Origin of the sequence: Frankia sp. AvcI1, assembly GCF_001420875.1 — a bacterium.
GTDB lineage: Bacteria > Actinomycetota > Actinomycetes > Frankiales > Frankiaceae > Frankia > Frankia alni.
In genome coordinates, this window is the sequence record NZ_LJFZ01000034.1 from 42775 (window position 1) to 60307 (window position 17533).

General features: G+C 72.1%; 12 protein-coding genes and 8 pseudogenes. 10 read left to right on the top strand and 10 right to left on the bottom strand.

Translation table 11 applies throughout. From position 1 onward, the window contains the following. Window position 1 precedes the first annotated feature (1 nt). Window positions 2-243 (bottom strand): annotated as a pseudogene (locus tag UK94_RS66625) (Rieske (2Fe-2S) protein); the annotation flags it as partial. A gap of 1 nt (window position 244) precedes the next feature. Next, window positions 245-948, bottom strand: a pseudogene (locus tag UK94_RS66630) (DUF2231 domain-containing protein); the annotation flags it as partial. Between the two features lie 8 nt (window positions 949-956). On the opposite strand from UK94_RS66630, the gene UK94_RS66635 reads away from it, so the two are divergent. The 5 genes and pseudogenes from UK94_RS66635 to UK94_RS66650 form a co-directional block, all read left to right on the top strand. Beyond that, window positions 957-1157 (top strand): DNA alkylation repair protein (locus tag UK94_RS66635; protein WP_235490039.1); only part of this gene is annotated, 201 nt, incomplete at its 3' end. A 37-nt stretch (window positions 1158-1194) separates the two neighbouring features. Further along, window positions 1195-1667 (top strand): annotated as a pseudogene (locus UK94_RS33125) (DNA alkylation repair protein); the annotation flags it as partial. A gap of 106 nt (window positions 1668-1773) precedes the next feature. Continuing rightward, window positions 1774-2262 (top strand): SRPBCC family protein, encoded by a 489-nt coding sequence (locus UK94_RS26745; protein ID WP_011605174.1) that lies wholly within the window; start codon window positions 1774-1776, stop codon window positions 2260-2262. A gap of 193 nt (window positions 2263-2455) precedes the next feature. After that, window positions 2456-2606 (top strand): annotated as a pseudogene (locus UK94_RS75170) (slipin family protein); the annotation flags it as partial. 1 nt (window position 2607) lies between these two features. Continuing rightward, window positions 2608-2942: pseudogene (locus tag UK94_RS66650) on the top strand (SPFH domain-containing protein); the annotation flags it as partial. Between the two features lie 992 nt (window positions 2943-3934). On the opposite strand, the gene UK94_RS66655 reads toward UK94_RS66650, so the two are convergent. From UK94_RS66655 to UK94_RS76545, 4 genes and pseudogenes are all read right to left on the bottom strand, one after another. Beyond that, a complete protein-coding gene (locus tag UK94_RS66655) occupies window positions 3935-4120 on the bottom strand; it encodes an ATP-binding protein (protein ID WP_235490041.1) in 186 nt (61 codons plus the stop codon). After that, on the bottom strand, window positions 4045-5310 hold the full coding sequence (locus UK94_RS26760; RefSeq protein ID WP_235490043.1) for a HAMP domain-containing sensor histidine kinase: 1266 nt from the start codon (window positions 5308-5310) through the stop codon (window positions 4045-4047). Before UK94_RS26760 ends, UK94_RS66655 begins: the two co-directional genes overlap by 76 nt. Beyond that, on the bottom strand, window positions 5303-5872 hold a 570-nt coding region (locus UK94_RS26765; protein ID WP_235490045.1), incomplete at its 5' end, for a response regulator transcription factor. The genes UK94_RS26760 and UK94_RS26765, both read right to left, overlap by 8 nt. 1 nt (window position 5873) lies before the next feature. Next, window positions 5874-6373, bottom strand: a pseudogene (locus UK94_RS76545) (hypothetical protein); the annotation flags it as partial. On the opposite strand from UK94_RS76545, the gene UK94_RS66665 reads away from it, so the two are divergent. From UK94_RS66665 to UK94_RS26780, 3 genes are all read left to right on the top strand, one after another. Next, on the top strand, window positions 6288-6772 hold a 485-nt coding region (locus tag UK94_RS66665; protein ID WP_235490047.1), incomplete at its 3' end, for an MFS transporter. The pseudogene UK94_RS76545 and the gene UK94_RS66665 sit on opposite strands and share 86 nt — an antisense overlap. A 1-nt stretch (window position 6773) precedes the next feature. Beyond that, window positions 6774-7793: an MFS transporter gene (locus tag UK94_RS26770; protein ID WP_313949600.1), complete on the top strand. Its 1020-nt coding sequence runs from the start codon at window positions 6774-6776 to the stop codon at window positions 7791-7793. 331 nt (window positions 7794-8124) lie between these two features. Continuing rightward, complete coding sequence (locus tag UK94_RS26780) at window positions 8125-9405, top strand: EAL domain-containing protein (RefSeq protein ID WP_011605181.1); 1281 nt, start codon at window positions 8125-8127, stop codon at window positions 9403-9405. On the opposite strand, the gene UK94_RS26785 is transcribed toward UK94_RS26780, so the two are convergent. Then, window positions 9335-9982 (bottom strand): VC0807 family protein, encoded by a 648-nt coding sequence (locus UK94_RS26785; protein WP_041940691.1) that lies wholly within the window; start codon window positions 9980-9982, stop codon window positions 9335-9337. The genes UK94_RS26780 and UK94_RS26785 overlap by 71 nt on opposite strands. A gap of 1226 nt (window positions 9983-11208) precedes the next feature. Continuing rightward, a complete protein-coding gene (locus UK94_RS26795; protein ID WP_235490050.1) occupies window positions 11209-13131 on the bottom strand; it encodes a hypothetical protein in 1923 nt (640 codons plus the stop codon). A 526-nt stretch (window positions 13132-13657) separates the two neighbouring features. On the opposite strand from UK94_RS26795, the pseudogene UK94_RS66670 reads away from it, so the two are divergent. After that, window positions 13658-15082: pseudogene (locus UK94_RS66670) on the top strand (tannase/feruloyl esterase family alpha/beta hydrolase); the annotation flags it as partial. A 597-nt stretch (window positions 15083-15679) separates the two neighbouring features. Further along, complete coding sequence (locus UK94_RS26805; protein WP_011605187.1) at window positions 15680-16459, top strand: SDR family oxidoreductase; 780 nt, start codon at window positions 15680-15682, stop codon at window positions 16457-16459. A 90-nt stretch (window positions 16460-16549) separates the two neighbouring features. Here the strand turns inward: UK94_RS26805 and UK94_RS26810 are convergent. Together UK94_RS26810 and UK94_RS66675 are read right to left on the bottom strand one after the other, a co-directional pair. Beyond that, window positions 16550-17124: TauD/TfdA family dioxygenase (locus tag UK94_RS26810; RefSeq protein WP_235490052.1), on the bottom strand; the 575-nt coding region annotated here is incomplete at its 5' end. Between the two features lies 1 nt (window position 17125). Further along, window positions 17126-17413 (bottom strand): annotated as a pseudogene (locus UK94_RS66675) (TauD/TfdA family dioxygenase); the annotation flags it as partial. Window positions 17414-17533: the final 120 nt, after the last annotated feature.

The window sequence follows — 17533 nt, forward strand, 5'->3', positions numbered from 1 at the left end:
NCCGTCGCTGAGAGGGGCGCCCCGGTGGGTGCAGCGGTCGTTGATCGCGACGATCCGGCCGTCGACCCTGGTCAGCAGCACGGGCACGCCGTCGACCTCGACCTGCCGCAGCGCCGTGGTGACCTCGCCGGCCGCCAGTACGTCCGTCCAGTCGGCCGGGCCCCGCTGGAACGCGGTGGTGTCCACCCCCACCCCGAGCGCGTAGGCGAGATGGCCGCCCAGCCACCCACCGACCCCGAGGGCNCTCGCCCCGGCGAGGCTCGCGGCCAGCCCGCTCCCAGCCACCCCGCCCTTAGCCACCCCGCTCCTGCCATTACGCCGCTGCCACCAGGATGCCGTGTAACACCCGATACCGACGATGTTGCAGGCGGCGTGCACGAGCCCGACGCGGCGTTCGGCGCCGTCGGTGTCGAGCCAGTCCGACCACCCGGCGACCGCCGCGGGACCGGCGGACAGCAGCCCGAGCCCGATGAGCCGCCGCGCGGCCGGGCGCAGGGCGGACCCGCCGGTGACGTCGAGCAGGGTCGCGCTCAGCAGCGTCCCCGCCGGCACGATCACGGCCGCGGGGTGCAGCGGATGCCCGAGTGCCCGGCCGCTGAGCAGATCGCGCAGCCGCGGCGAGCGAAGCGCCTTCGACCAGAACGCGTGGGCGCGCCCGGCGACCGCATCAAGCGCCTGCTCCCGTTCGAGCCGATCGAGTACCCGTTCGGACCCGCGCATACCTACCTCTTCTCGCCAGATTCCGCCACCCTCGGCGGCGGCGCCGCTGCGCGGCGCGACCGGCGAACTACCCGCGTCCGCGTCCCGCACACGCCCCCGGCCCGCCAGGTCCCGTGGGCGGCGGCGATGGCTACGACGTTCGTGCCGGCGCGGTCGCCCGACGCGAAGAATCCCGCGGCCACGATCGCATCCCCCCGCGAGCGGCCTGCCGGTCGTGGCGGGCACCATGTCAAGCCGTGGCGGGAGAGCGTGACGCAGCGGTCGACGGCGCGGTCGACGGTGGGCTGGTGGCGGGGGTGCGGGCCGCGCTCGCCGGCGCCGCCGACCCGGCGAAGGCACCGGGCATGCAGGCGTACATGAAGTCGGACATGCCCTACCGCGGCGTGCCGAAGCCCGCGCGGGAACGGGTGCTGCGTCCCGTCTTCGCCGCGCGGACGNTGCCGGACCTGGCCAGCTGGACGGCGACCGTCCTCNCGATCTGGCGGGACGCGGCCTACCGGGAGGAGCGGTACGCCGCGATCGACCTGACCGGCCATCGCGCCTACCGCCCCTACCAGCGGGCGCAGACGCTGGACCTGTACGAAGAGATGATCACTACCGGCGCCTGGTGGGACTATGTGGATGAGATCGCCGCCCGCCGGATCGGACCGCTGCTCGCCGTCGACCCCGCCGCGATCCGCCCCGTGATGCTGCGCTGGAGCCGCGACGGCGACCTGTGGCGGCGCCGCACGTCGATCATCTGCCAACTGTCGTTCACGACGGCGACCGACCTCGAACTGCTGTACGCCTGCATCGACGCCAACCTCGACGACCGGGACTTCTTCATCCGCAAGGCGATCGGCTGGGCGCTGCGCCAGTACGCCCGGACGGACCCGGCGGAGGTCCGCCGCTTCGTCGGCGCTCGCGGCCAGGCCCTGTCGTCGCTGTCCCGCCGCGAGGCGCTGAAGAAACATAGGCTGATCCGTCGACCAGAGCCCCACGAGCGACGAGAGCCCCACGAGCGACCAGGGCCCCACGAGCGACGAGAGCCCCACGAACGACGAGGACGACGTCATGACCGTGTCCGTCATAGACACCGGACCGCACCAGATCAGCCGGTCGGTCCTGGTGGCCGCGCCGGTGAGCGACCTGTTCGCCATCGTGGCCGACCCGCGCCGGCACCGCGAGCTCGACGGCTCCGGCACGGTGCGGGCGACCGTCTCCGGGCCGCCGCGGCTGGCCGCGGGGGCGACCTTCTCGGTGAACATGAAGGCCTTCGGCCTGCCCTACCGGATCACCAGCAGGGTCACGGCGTTCGAGGAGGACCGCCTCATCGAATGGCGGCACCCGGTCGGCCACCGGTGGCGCTGGCAGTTCAGCCCGGAATCGAACGGATCCACCCGCGTCACCGAAACCTTCGACTACAGCGGAATGGGACGCATCAAGGCCACCATTCGCTACTACGACCTCATCCGCGCGCCGAAGGCCAACGCGGCCGGCATCGAGGCGACCCTGACCCAACTCCAGGCCCGTTACGCGCCGCCCGGCCCGACGACCACCTGACGGCACCGTCGGGACGTCCCGAAGGGTGCCGATCGGAGCGTAGAGTCGGCAGTGACCGGGACGACGACATCCCACCCTTTCGAGGTGCCTGCCACACCGGCGAGGCAATGAGGCTGTCATGGGTGTTCTGATCGCCGTGCTGGTGGCGGTGGTAGTCGTGGTCCTGGTTTTTCTGGCGGCGAGTGTGCNCCGGGTGGAGCAGTACGAAAAGGGCATCGTGTTCCGGTTCGGCCGGGCGCTGCCGGCGGTGCGTGGCCCCGGCCTGAACATGATCCTTCCGGGTGCGGACCGCATGGTGAAGGTCCCCATGCGCACCGAGGTCCTCGGTGTTCCCGCCCAGGGCGNAATCACCCGGGACAACGTCACGCTGACGGTGGACGCGGTGGTCTATTTCCGGGTGATCGATCCGATGAAGGCGATCGTCAACGTCCGGGACTATCGCAATGCGGTGTCGCAGGTCGCCCAGACCTCCCTGCGGTCGGTCATCGGCCGCGCCGATCTCGACACCCTGCTGTCGGACCGCGAGCAGATCAACCTGCAGCTCAAGAGCGTCATCGACGCCCCCACCGAGGAGCCGTGGGGGCTGCGGATCGAGCGGGTCGAGGTCAAGGACATCGCCCTGCCCGACTCGATGAAGAGGTCGATGTCGCGCCAGGCCGAGGCGGAACGTGAGCGGCGTGNCCGGGTCATCGCCGCCGACGGCGAGTTCCAGGCGTCCCGCAGGCTGTCCGATGCCGCCGAGGCGATGGCCGCCACTCCCGGGGCACTGCAACTGCGGCTCCTGCAGACGGTCNTCGACGTCGCGGCGGAGAAGAACAGCACCCTCGTCATGCCGTTCCCGGTCGAACTGCTGCGCTTCTTCGACCACGCCAACACCTCCGCCGCCAACGTCTCCGCCACCAACACCCCCACGGCCACCAGCACCCCCACGGCCACCAGTGCCCCCACTGCCGCCGACACCACTGACACCACCGCCGCCGGCGCGGTGCGCACCACCGAGGCGAGGGACATCGTGGGAAGCGCGGAACCCCTGGGCGCACGTGGCAGGCTCCGCCGGCCGTCGACGGCGAACGACGCGCCGACCCACAACGGAGCGGGTCCCACTCAACCCGTGTGATCAGGCGGCGCGACGTTGATCCCGTTGCTGCGCAGGCAGCCGGCCAGCGCGAGCAGTTCGTCGTTCTTCTGGGCGAGCTGGTCGGGATCCTGCTTCCCGCGCTCCTGCACCACGCCCGCCAGAATCCCGGCGCACGCCTTGTCGGCCGTCTGGAACGCGACCGACGAGGTGTCGACGCCCTGGTACAGCGACGCGGGATTGCTCGGCTGCGGATCCGGTACCTGGACTCCTTTGTCCCGCATGCACTGGGCGTAGGACAGCATCGGATCGCCGGTCGGGCTCGCCGCCGAACCCGGCGCCGCCGAGGCCGCCGCCACCGGATTCCCGCCGGCGTCGTCGCCGCTGCCCGAGNAGGCGACCAGCGCCAGCAGCGGGAGGAGCAGGAGGAGCAGACGTCCGTTCATGAGTCGTGTCATCGGCGATCGCCTCCGAGAGTCCGGTTCCAGTCACTGTCTGGCGCCAACCGTGACCCACGAACCTGCGACGCAGCTGAGCTCACCTGAGAGGAAGCTGAGAGCCCAGGCCAGCGGCCCGCGCACGCCGGCGGCCGGGCGGTCAGTCGGTGATCGCCCCCGGCAGCGGCAGGCGAACCTCGAAGCGAGCACCGCCGAGGAGAGCCGTCCGCACGACGACGTCGCCCCCGTGGCGGCGGGCGATGCTCCGGGTCATCGCCAGGCCCAGGCCGACCCCGCCACTCGACCGGTCCCGGCCGACGTCCAGCCGGAAGAAGCGGTCGAACACCCGCTCCCGCTGCTCGGGGGGACGCCGGGGCCGTCGTCGTCGACGGTGAGGACCACCCGGTCCCCCTGCGTACCGAGCCGCACGGCCACGGTCGCGACGGCGTGGCGGTCAGCGTTGTCGAGCAGGTTGCGGGCCAGGCGGGCGAGCTCCGCCGCGACCCCGAGGACCTCGACGGGTTCGAGGGACACGGTCAGCTCGACGTGGCTGACGGTCGGCAGCTCGCCCGCCACGACCTCGTCGAACCGCAGCGTCTCGACGGGCCGGGTCACCGTCAGGTCCTCGGATCGGGCGAGGACGAGCAGGTCGCCGGTCAGGCGTTCCAGGCGCCGGGTGTCGGTGTGCAGGCGGCCGGCGACGGCGCGCCAGTCGGCCGCGCCGCGGTGGGTCAGCGAGACCTCCAGCTCCGCGCGCATCGCGGCAAGCGGGGTGCGCAGCTCGTGGGAGGCGTCGGAGAGGAACTCGCGTTGCACCCGGGCGCCCGCGTCCAGGCGGTCGAGCATCTCGTTGAGGGTGCGCGCGAGGCGCTCCACCTCGTCGCCCGTCGTCGGCTCCGGCAGGCGTTCACCCAGCGTCGAATGGCTGATTGCCTCCGTGCGTACCCTGAGCGCCTCGATCGGCCGCAGCGACCGGTCCACCGCGAACCAGGTCAGCAGCCCCACGACCAGCGTGAGCAGGGGCGCGGCCAGCTCCAGCGACCGCTCGACGAGGGTGATGCTCTGCGAGATCTGGCCCAGCCGGGACACGGCGATCACCGTCCGTCGGCCCTGCGGCGTCATCACCGTCCGCGAGGCGACCCGCAGGTCTCGGGGCGGTGGCTGCCTCGGCACAACACCCGGCTGGGGCGCGCTACCCGGCTGGAGCGACGGGCGCGCCGACGGGACGGGCCGCGCCGAGGTCGCACCCGGCGACGCCGCGGGCAGGACCGCTATCACCCGGCCCGCGTCGTCGCGGACCTGGATCGCCGTGATGTAGCCGGCGGGGACGCCGGGACGGTCGATGATCGGCTCGCCGCGGACCAGGGCCTGCGCCACCCGGTCCACCTCGGCGCTCGCGGCGGCCTCGGCTCGTCCGAACAGCGTCCGGGACATGGCGATGACGAACAGGACGGAGGCAGCCGCCAACGTCAGGCCGACCGCGAGCGTGACTGTCAGGGTCAGGCGCACGCGCAGGGAGCGCAGGAACCTAGGCATCGGGGTCCAGCAGGCGATACCCGAGGCCCCGCACGGTGGCGATCCGGTCGCTGCCGATCTTGCGCCGCAGGCTCGACACGTAGACCTCGACAAGATTGCCCTCCCCCCCGCCGTCCAGACCCCACACCGCGGCCAGCAGGCGGTCCTTCGACAGCACTCGGCCGGGGTTGCGCAGCAGAACCTCGAGCAGCGCCCGCTCGCGCGGCTGCAGCGACACCGGCGCAGCGCCGACGGAGCAGTCGCCCGACTCCGGGTCCAGCACCAGGCCGCCGTGGCTCAGCAGCCGCGGGCGGGGGCTGGCACCCCGGCGGGCCAGCGCTCGTAGCCGGGCCGTCAGCACCACAAAGGAAAACGGTTTGCGCAGGTAGTCGTCCGCGCCGGCGTCCAGACCGTCCGCCTCGTCGTAGTCGCCGTCCTTCGCGGTCAGCATCAGCAACGGCGTCCAGACCTTCTCCGCACGCAACCGGGCGGCGACCGCGTAGCCGGTCATCGACGGAAGCAGGATGTCGAGGACGACGACGTCATGGGCACCTTCCCTGGCCTGCCAGTACCCCTCGAGACCNTCATGGACGACGTCGACGTCGAAGCCTTCGGCCCGCAGGCCTGAATACAGCACTTCCGCCAGCCGAAGATCGTCCTCGACCACCAGGATCCGCCTACGCCCAATGATCCCCGGGACGGCGCAGACCACGGCGTCAATGCCGCCGTCGAGACTTCCCGCTTTCCCGCCATTGCCATGTTTTGATGTGTACCGGCCACATCCGGGCGGGCCGGTGTCAGGCGAGGGGCCGGTGTCAGGCGAGGGGTGAGTCTCCACGGCGACGACCACGACACGAGACGAGGACGATGCCGGGCGGAGACCTTTCTCCCCGACCGCCACCGACACCGCTGCCACTGCCACTGCCACCGACACCGACACCGACACCGACACCGACACAGCCCCCGCCGACACCGCCGCCGCGGCCCACCGGCGGACGATGCGCGCCATCTCCGGTCTGCTGGTCGGGCTGTTCGTCTCGATGCTGTCGACCACGATCGTGACGAACGCGCTGCCGACCATCATGGCCGACCTGCACGGCAGCGCCACCGGCTATACCTGGGTGGTCACCGCCCACCTGCTCGCGATGACGGCCAGCATGCCGATCTGGGGCAAGCTCGCGGACCTGGTCGACAAGAAGCGGCTGGTCCAGTCGGCGCTCGGCGTGTTCGTCCTCGGCTCCGTGCTCGCCGGGCTGGCCGGCTCACCCGGAATGCTGATCGCCTGCCGGTTCGTCCAGGGCGTCGGCGGCGGCGGGATGTCCGCCCTGGTCCAGGTGGCGATGGGCGCGATCATCCCGGCCCGGGACCGGGGCAGGTACAACGGCTACGTGGGGGCGACCTTCGCGGTGGCCACGGTCACCGGGCCCCTCGTCGGCGGACTCGTCGTCGACGCCCCCTGGCTGGGCTGGCGCTGGTGCTTCTANCTGAGCCTGCCGATCGCGGCGCTCGCCGGTGTGCTGATCCAGCGCACGCTGCGGCTGCCCGTCGGTACCCGCGAGGTCTCCATCGACTACGCCGGCGCCCTGCTGATCTCCGGCGGCGCGTGCTGCCTGCTGATCTGGGTCTCGCTGGCCGGGGGCGCCTTCGGCTGGGCCTCGGCGCAGACCGGCTGGCTGGTCGGCGGCGGCGTGCTCCTGCTGGCTGTCGCGGTGGCGGTGGAGTTCCGGGTCCGCGAGCCGATGATCCCACCCCGCCTGTTCCGCGACCGCACCCTCGTGCTCTGCGTGGTCGCGGCCTTCTGCATCGGGACCGTGATGTTCTCGACCCCGGTCATGCTCAGCCAGTACTTCCAGCTCGGGCAGGGCCGATCCCCGGTGATCTCCGGGCTGCTCGCGGTTCCCCTGGTCGGCGCGATGGCCTACGCCTCGCTCCACGTGGGCCGGGTGATCTCGCGATCCGGGCGCTGGAAGCGCTTCCTCGTCCTCGGCTGCGGGCTCGTGCTCGCCGGCCTGCTGCTGCTCGGGCTGGTCGGCCCGACGACGACGCCGGTGCTCGTCGGGCTCGCCATGGTGCCGGTCGGCCTCGGCCTGGGTCTGGTCCAGCAGAACGTCATCGTGATCGCCCAGAACACCGCCCCGCTGGCCGATCTCGGGGCCGCGAGCGCGACCGTGCAGTTCATCCGCAGCCTCGGCGGAACGACCGGCGTCGCCGTCCTCGGCGCACTGATCGCGCACCGGATCACCGACCTGACCGCCGCCGGGCTGGCGGCCGACGGCCTACCCGTGGACGCCCTGGGAGACGGCCGGGACATCCCGGATCTTGACGCGCTCGGCCCTCCGGTGGCCTCCGTCGTCCGCCACGCCTACGGTACGGCGGTTCCCGAGGCCTTCCTGAGCGCGATTCCGCTCGTCGTCGTGGCCGCGGTCGTCATCCTGCTCATCGTCGAGACCCCGCTGCGCACCACGGTGCGGGTCGAGCCCACCGCCGACCCCGCGCCTCGCTGAGGCCATCGGACGACGCCGGACCTCCGCTCCGCCGGACACAGCCGGTTCACGGCCGGGATCACAGGCGGGATCGCAGGCGGAACGTACATGTTGGTGTACGACCGGTTACGGGGGGCACGGCGGAGGCAGGCACCAATCGCGTGACGGCTGGGGGTGAGGGGCGATGGCACGGGCGGAATCCGCCTCCGGACCCTCCTCGGACGGGCCCGCCCCGTCTGCGACCGCCTCGTCCGGGACCTCCTCGTCCGGGACCTCCTCGTCCGGACCCTCCTCGGACGGGACCTTCTCGGACGGACCCTTCTCGGACGGGACCGAACCGGACACGACGGTCATGGAACTGCTCGGGATACTGCGCCGTCACCTGCGGATGGATCTCGCCTATCTCGCTCGGGCGGACGGCGACGATCTGGTCATCCAGGTGCTCAACGGACCAGGCGGACAGTTCGGGCTGGCAACGGGGGCCAGGGTCCGCCCCGATCCCCGGTTCTACCGCAGCCTGCTGGCCGGCACGCTGCCGAAGGTGATTCCCGACACCGGACGGGATCCCTTCCTGGTCGACACGCCGCTCGTGACGAGGCTGGGCATCGGGTGCTATGCGGCGACGGTGGTGACCGACACCAAGGGCAAGGTGTTCGGAGTGCTCGGCTGCATCAGCCGTGAGCCGCGGCCGTACCTGCGGGAGCGCGACAGCCGCTTCCTGGGGCTGGCCGCCGAGTACCTCAGCGACGCCGTCATCGACCTGCACCGGATCTGGGAGGCACGCAGCCGGGTCTGGTCCAGCATCAGCGAGATGATCGACGCCGGCGGCCCGAAGATCGTCTACCAGCCCATCGTGGACCTGACAACCGGTCGCACCGCCGCGGTGGAGGCGCTGTCCCGATTCCCCCATGAGCCCGGGCTACCCCACGAGCCCCGCAGGCCGCCTCGAGGCCCGTCGAGCTGGTACTTCGACGCCATGACGATCGGCCTGAGCGCCGAACTGGAGCTGGCCGCGATCCGGCGGGCGCTGCGCGTGCTGCCCCAGCTGCCCGCCGGCGTCTGCCTCACGGTCAACGCCTCGCCGGCCACCATCACCTCCGGGCTGCTCGACGTCCTCCACGAGGAGCAGACCTGCCGGCGCCTGGTCGTCGAGATCACCGAGCACGAGTACTTCTGCGACGACGCCGAGGTCCTGCGCGCCGTACGGGACCTGCGCGCACGCGGCGTGCGGATCGCCGCCGACGACACCGGGACCGGCTACGCGGGGCTGGAGCAGCTCATCGAGCTGCATCCGGACATCGTGAAGCTCGACTATCTGGTCACCCACGGGATGGACGCCGACCCGGCCCGCCGGGCGACCGCCGCCGCCCTCGTCATGATCAGTAGGGAGTTCGGCGGCTGCGTCATCGCGGAGGGCATCCAGACCCCCGCCGAGCTGCACACCGCTCTCGACGTGCACATCCCCTACGGCCAGGGATTTCTTCTCGGCGCCCCGACCCCCACCCCCTCCCTCGCCTGCGCGGGAGGCGCGGACACCGGTCGGGGGCGGCGGTCGGGAGGGCTCAGGCCAGGCGGGAGCGGGGGGCGCGCAGGCCCTCCAGCCGGGCGACGCGCCACGACCAGGCGACGGTGATCGCCACGGCGGTCGCGGTCACGGCCGTGCCGGTGACCCCGCGGATCGCCACGAACACGGCGGTGGACTGCGACACCAGCAGCCAGAAGGTGAAGGCGGCGTTGCCGAGATTCACCGCGGCCCACAGCAGGGTCAGGCCGAGGAACAGCCGGCGCACACCGATCCGCTCGGTGACGCCCGCGGGCAGCGGGCAGAAGTCGCCGGCCAACCGGTGGACCAGGGGCCGGGGGGTCAACGCCGACAACAGGAAGATCATGCCGATCACCCCCGCGACGATCACCGGCTGCAGGAAGTAGAGGAACGCATTGCCGTTGATGATCACAATCACCGTGCGGACGGTGAGCCCGACCGAGGAGAGGATCAGCAGGGCGGGGATGCGTTGCCGGCGCACGACGCGGCGGCCCAGGGCGACATAGCCCCAGGCCACGGCCGTCAGCGCGGCGAGGGTGAGACCACCGAGATGCAGAAAGACCAGGAAAAGCGCCGCGGGGATGACCGTCGCCTCGACCAGATGCGGCACCGCGTGTTTCGCGATGCTTCTGGGCCGGGGCAACTGGACGGCGGCCAGGTCGGTCACGGGCGCGGAGCCCGGCTCGCCCACGGGTGGACGCGGGGGTGGACGCGCAAGCGCCAGTTCGGCGGTCGGGTGAACGTCGGGAGAGACATGTGCTCCTAAGGGGCCATCCCCGGGTCGCGATCACGCTGGAGGTGAAAACGGTACGCGACGATCGCTCGCGGGCGGCAGTGGCCCACCCCCGATGTGCCGATGTGGTGCTAAGCGTGCCCAGGACGTCCTTCTGCGCAATCCGCGCCCTGCGACCGCCGTCGGCGAGACGACGGCCACCGCCCGCCGCCACCACCAAGTCGCCTGCCAGCACGGGAGAACCGCCACGCCTGCGTCGTCCTGACGCCAGCCCCGCGTGCCACCACCACCTTTCGGCGAGGCCGTGGCTTCCGCCGGAGAACTCGTCTCCTCTCGGACGGATCTGATCAGGCTGAACCGGGCAACCCTGCCCGGNCCAGCCGCGCTCGACTCCCGGCGATCCGGCCCAGGCCGACGAACCGAGTCAGCGAAACACCACCAGCGGCGTCAGAATGGCCACGAGAACCACTGCGATCGCGGCGGTGACAAGAAAGGCGACCAAGAACGGTCGACGGTCGCTCAGGCCCAGGTGCAGACCGGGAAAGGACGCCGGGAGCTGGGCCACTCGGGCGGTACGAGCGACGACACGGACCGGTAGGCCCTTGCGCTCCAACAGCCTGCGCGTGCGCTCGCGANTCAGCGCGGCGCTGATCATCATGACCGGTGGAGCCGATGACACGCGTTCGACGATGATGCGGGTATGCGGGCCCGAGGTGGCAGTCTNCTGAACCCTGACGAGGCTCGCGAGGCGCACATCGTCGCATGGGACCGTCGTCTCCCGCCCCCGCCAGTCGACGAGCGTCAGGTTCCCGTTGCGGACGACCACGCCCTCCGGAAACTTCAGGACGACCAGCCCGGCCACCAGCGCGACGAGGNCAATACCCAACCCGGCCAGGAACCACCAGTCGCCGATGGTGCCCTCTTTGTGTAGCGCCCGCAGGACGGAAGCGGCCATACCTGCCGCGAGGAACGGCAGCAGACTTAGCAGGCGTGCCCGGGACGGTCGAGCAATCGGTTCCGCATCGCCTGCGCCCCCGTCATCGGTCATGCCGTCGGTGTTTCCCGGCGGCGAGACAACAAACGCTCGGAGTAACGGCCGGAGTCGGCGCGAGCCGGGCGTGCGACGCCGGCCGGGAAGGGCACAGCCCGGCCGCGCCGCATCACCGGTCCGCGGATACCTGGGCCGCCCCACCACCGATACTCACGTCCAGGCGCTCCTGGCGTTGCCGCCCGACCCCGGCGACGTCGCCCGGCGGGTCCTCGTGCTCGGCTGCACGCCACGGTCTGCCACCGACATCACCGCCGACATCACCACCGACATTGCCGCCGAGTTCCACCGAGCCGCCGAGTTCCACCGACGGGTCGCCGAGCTTCCACAGGGCGACGGCCAGCAGGAGACCGCCGACCAGCGCGAATCCCGCCAGGCCGGGCAGGACGAGATCGGCCGGCCCGGGAGCCCCGGCCGCCCACGCCGTCCGCAGCCGGTCCACCGGCGACAGGGGCGCGAGCGCGCGGTTCCGCCACGCCAGGTCCCGAACGATCATCGTCACGGTCAGCACGGCGAGCGCGGCGACGAGCACGACCGTCGGCAACCCCCGCCGTCCCAGCGGCAGCGCCCGCCAGCTGAGTTCGACGACGAACGCGAGCACCGGCAGCATCGGCAGCAGGTACCGGGTGAACGCCGCGCCACCGGCGGCCGCGTATCCCACCAGCGTCGCGACGACGAGCAGGCAGTGCGCGGCGAGCAGGATCCAGACGACACCCCCGGCCAGCCGCGCACCCGGCGGGCCGGGAGCCGGAGCGAGGGCCAGGGTCGGAGCCGAAGACGGGGCCGGGGCCGAAGCCGACGACGGAGCCGAAGCCGACGACGGAGCCGAAGCCGACGACGGAGCCGAGGACGGAGCCGGCAGCCCGCTCCCCCGCGTCCCACCGCCGTACAACCTGGCGCTGACGGCCAGGGCGTCCGCAGCCAGGAGGTCCGCGGCCCGGGCGGCCCGGATCCGCGCCGTCAGGACCCGGAGCACCGCGGCGAGCACGCCCACACCGGTGACGATCGCGAACCCGACGACCATCTTCTCGGCGTAGCCGGTCTGCAGCGAGACACGACCGAACAGGCCGCGATAGACGTTCCACCACCAGTCGGGATCGCGCACCACCTGCTGCGCCGACGGTCGCGGCCCGCGGATCGGGAGCATGGCGGCGATCCGGCCGAAGGCGGTGGGGTCGCCGTACCGGCGCACGTTACGCAGGTAGAACCAGCCGGTCGCGGCGAAGCTCAGCGCGGCGAGCCCACCGGCCACGGCCAGGCCGCGCCCGGCCCGCCGAACCGGGCGGCCGGCGGTGCGCGCCGCGACGGCGACCCCGACGGCCGGCACGACGACCATCAACGCCACCGCTCCGCTCGCCCGGCTGGCCGCGGCGGCCGGGCCGAGCACCGCGAGCGCCAGCAGCGTGCGCGGCCGCGGTCCCCGGCGCGCGATCGCGACGGTGACGGCGAGCAGACCGGTGATGGTCGCCACCGCCATCGTGTCGTTGTAGACCTGCCCGGCCGGGAACACGAACAGGCCGACGACCCCGGTGATCGCGGCCGCCGCGACCGCGACGGCCGGCTGCCCCGGCAGCACGCCCCGGACCAGGGCCGCCGTCGCGATGAGGGCGGTCACTCCGAGCGCCACATTGATCCCTCGGGCGGCCCGGAAGCCGGCCAGCGGGTGATCCAGGGCGATGCCGGACTTCAGCGGGACGGACTCGACCGCGTAGAACAGCGGCGGATGGTTCGCCGTGTAGACGACGTCGAAGTTGGTCAGCGGCCGCCGCAGCCGCCGCCCGCACAGGTGGTCGGCGTGCACGTTCACCGCGGCCCGGAACTGCCGGGGGGACACGCGGCACCCGGCCGGCAACCCCGGCATACCCGGAATGCGGGAGCGCACGGGTGTGTCCAGCCCGGGCAACGATCCATCGGCCACCTCAAGCGCGTACGCGGTGTGCTGCGCCTCGTCAGCGCTGGCAAAGGGCGGCACGACGACGGCGACCAGCAGTCCGAGCGCCGAGAAGACCATCGCGGCCGCGACCACTCCGACCACCAGCCACCGATGTCCGGACCGACTGCCCGGGCCGGAACCGCCCCGGTCTGTGACCTTCAACCACCACACCCCAACGCCGGCCGGCCAGCCGGCCGAGGAAACATCGGCCACGCTCGGCCTGGCGGCAACGGTAGCGCCTGGCGCGCCACGACTGTCCGGCGGACCGGACTTCCGGCACTTACGGGACATGGTCGGGCAGGGAGTGGACTCGGACGGGGAGTGGACGTGGAGGGACGCCGTCGACCGAGCCGGCCTCCCGGAGTTCGACCCGGAGTTCGAACCGAAGTACGACCGGGAGTACGCCGGGAGTGCGGCCGCCCGGACTGGTGAACAGCGTTGACACGTGCGCGGATGTTCTGCGACGCTGCAGCTCCCACAGCCGGCGAGGCGCGAGGGCGACGAAGACGGAGCTGTCTCATGGGCGCTATCGATCTGTCCGGGTACGAGGTCACCGACGCCTTCTTCGGGGCGCCGTTCATCGAGGTGGACGAGCAGCGTGAACGCCCGTCGCCGCACCGTTTCGTGNAGGGCGGCTTCGCGGGTACCGACACGGAGTTCGCCTTCTATCTCCCGCCCGCCGAGTACTACACGGGCCGCATGTTCCAGCCGCTGGAAGGCGGCAACGGCGGTCACGCGGTCACCTTCGGCGGCGGCATTCTCGGCGAGATGTTCCAACGCATCGACATGAGCGCCCGCCTCGGCGGCTACATGGTCGAGTCGAACCAGGGCCACAAGGGCGACGACTACGACCCGAAGGCCGGGGAGGATCCGACGCTCTACGGCCACCGGGCCAGTGCCGAGGCCGCGCGGCTGTCCAAGTACGTCGCCGCCCAGGTGTACGGCAGCGCCCCTCATCACAGCTACGTCTGGGGCGGCAGCGGCGGCGGGCGGCGTTCCCCGCTCTGCCTGGAGAACGCGCCCGGCGTGTGGGACGGGTGCATGCCGTCGACCAGCGGCGGTGAGATCGCCGAGCCCGGCAACACCGAGCGGGTCAAGGCCGGCAGCATCATGTCCTTCGGCCAGATGTTCAACGTCCAACGGCTGCTCGGTCGCGACCGGATCATCGCACTGGCGGACCGGATGGCGCCGGGCGGCAGCGGCGACCCGTTCGCGGGGCTCGGCACGCACGAGCGCGAGGAGCTGGCGTCGCTGTACCGGCAGGGCTTCCCCCGCGGCAACGAGTTCATGATCAGCGAGCCGATGGGCCAGATGTGGCTGTGGACCTCGCTGGCCGACGAGCTGCACCGCGAGGACCCGGACTACTTCGCGAACTTCTGGACGAAGCCGGGCTACGTCGGTCACGACTCCCCCGAGCTGGTCGAGGCGGACCTGATCCACCAGACCGGACGGGTCGTGCGCACCCTGTCGGCCCGCGACCTGAACGAGTCGGCCGACTTCGCCGGACCCGAGTTTCAGACCATGCGGATCCTGGCGGCGATCGTCGGCGCCGGCGGCGAGGCGTACGAGTTCCCCTACGCCGTCGAGATCGAGGGGCTCAAGGGCGGTTACCGCGTCGGCGCCGGCGTGAAGGTCCTGACCGGGAAGGCCGCGGGACGGTCGCTGTACGCCACCGGCGCCGCCGGGGACGTCTTCGCCTGCGACGGCCAGGGCGACGCGAACGTCCTGCGGTTCACCGGGGTCGAGCCGGGCGACGAGGTGCTCGTCGACAACCGCAGGTTCCTCGCCTACTGCTACTTCGCCCGCCACCACGTCATGGCCGATCCCGCGTTCGCGCACCTGCTCGTCGACGGCCGGCCGATCTACCCGCAGCACCCCGTGCCGCGGATGTCCTCGCTGATGGGCGTCTGCTACTCGGGCCAGTACGAGGGCAAGGTGCTCTGGCTGCACCACACCCACGACTCGTCGGTCTGGCCCGCGTGGGGCACCCTGTACGACCGGGCCGTGCGCCAGGCCCAGGGCGAGGCGGGCGCGCGGGCGAACTTCCGCATCCNTTGGACCGAGTACGCCGAGCACGGCCCGTACGGCATGGTCCCGCCGGAACCGAACCGGGTGGCGGCGACTCGGCTGATCGACTTCCGCGGCATCACCGAGCAGTCGATGATCGACCTGATCGACTGGGTGGAGAACGGCGTCGAGCCGAACGGCAGCCACTACACGTTCGTCGACGGCCGCGTGCACCTGCCGTCGAGCGCGGCGCAGCGGGGCGGCATCCAGCCGGTCGCGTCGGTCACGGCGAACGGCGGGGCCCGGGCCGACGTCGGCGTGGGCGAGCCGGTGACCCTGACGGTCACCGCCGCCGTCCCGCCGGGCGCCGGGCGGATCATCGCGGTCGAGTGGGACTTCGACGGCACCGGCACCTACCCGTTGCGCCACGCCGGGATCGACGGCACCGCCGCCGAGCTGACGGTCTCGACCACGCACGCCTACGACCGGCCGGGCACGTACTTCGCCACCGCGCGCGTGACGTCCCACCGCACCGGCGACGTGGCCGCGCAGCGGTGCCGGATCGAGACGATCGCCCAGGCCCGCACCGTCGTCGCCGCGCCCGCCGCGCCCGCCCCGTCCGCCGCCGGGACGGAGGCCTAGGATGGCGGGTTCACTGAAGGGCAAGATCGTCCTGATTACGGGTACCGGCAGCGGCATGGGCCGGGCCGGGGCGCTGCGGTTCGCCGCCGCCGGCGCCACCGTCGTCGGCGCCGACCTGAACGCCGAGGGCAACGCCGAGACCGAGGCCCTGGTGACGGCGGCCGGCGGTCGGATGCTCGGCACGGCGCCGGTCGACCTCGGCGACTACGCCGCGTGCAAGCGCTGGGTCGACGCAGCCGTGCGGACCCACGGTCGCATCGACGTGCTGTGGAACAACGCCTCGGCGTGCGTGTTCGCCACCATCGAGGCGATGACGGTCGAGCAGTGGGACTTCTCGATCCGCAACGAGCTGAGCATCGTCTTTCTCGTCACCAAGGCGGCCTGGCCGCACCTGACCGCCAGCGCCGGTGCCGGCGCGGACGCACGACCCGTGGTGATCAACACGGCGTCGGTGGCCGGGCACGGCGGTGGCCCGGGCGGAATCGCACATTCGGCGACCAAGGCCGCCGTCCTCGCGATGACGCACGTCATCGCGGCCGAGGGTGCGCCCTACGGCATCCGCGCCGTCAGCATCAGCCCCGGCGCGATGGACACCCCGGGCTCGGCCGAGCAGCTCGCCCTGCCCGGCGCCCGGGAGGCGCTGCTGAGCCACGCGCTCGTCCCCCGCCTCGGGGATCCGGACGAGGTGGCCCGGGCCGCGGTCTTCCTCGCCTCCGCCGACGCCTCCTTCATCACCGGCGCCGACCTTCTCGTCGACGGCGGCCTGACCAACCACGGCTGAGGCCGGCGCCCCGCCCCGCCGACCGGGACGAGATCCGGCCGCCGGTCCGGACCTTGGGCCACAGGTCCGGCCGCCGGTCCGGACCTCGGGCTACAGGTCGGCGTGGAGCGGCTCGTCGGCGATGAGGATGCGCTCCAGCAGCCGCGGCGCCGACCCGTAGTTGCGGACCGCGTAGTGCACGGCCGCCCGGTTGTCCCAGAACGCCACCGAACCCGGCCGCCAGGTGAAGCGCACCTGGTTCTCCGGCTTGCGGTACTGGTCGATGACCGCGGTCAGCAGCTCCTTGCTCTCCGCACGGTCGAGCCCGATGATCGTCGGCCGCTGAGTGAAGTTCACCCAGGCGATCTTCTCGCCGGTCTCCCGGTGGATCCGGATGACCGGATGCGCCACCACCGGGTAGTCATGCCCGCTGGCGTGCAGCGCGGCCCGGAAGTCGTGGGTGACGTGGCGGCCGTCGAGCCGCTCCTTCACCTCGTCGGACAGACCCTGGTACGCCAGCGCCGCGTCCACCCAGATGGTGTCGCCGCCGACCTCGGGCAGCTGCACCGCCCGCAGCACCGCGCCCCAGGTCGGGACGAGCCGCCAGCTCGTGTCGGTGTGGTAGGGGTCCCAGATGTCGTCGTCGGCCTGCGGGGTGTGCACCTTCGCGACCTTGTCGAAGTCGGNGGAGGAGATGCGATGGATCGCGGTGGTGCGGGCGTCGGCCTTCGCCGCGCCCGGGTGCGTGTACAGGGGACCGAACTGCCCGGCGAAGTTCTCGTGCCCTTCCTGGGTCAGCTCCTGGTTTCGGAAGAACACGACCTTGTACTTCAGCACGGTCGCCCTGATCTCGTCGCGCACGGCCGGCGAGAGGGGCTGGCTGAGATCGACGCCAGCGATCTCCGCGCCGATGGTGGGCTGCAGCGGCCGGACGGCCAGCGGCGACTGGACGGATGCCTCCACAACAGTGGTCACGGTCTGTCCCTTCGATCGAGTGGTGCAGGTCGGGTGGGGTGGTGCAGGTCGGGCGGCGTGATGCAGGTCGGGCGGCGTGATGCAGGTCGGGCGGCGTGATGCAGGTCGGGCGGTGAGGGC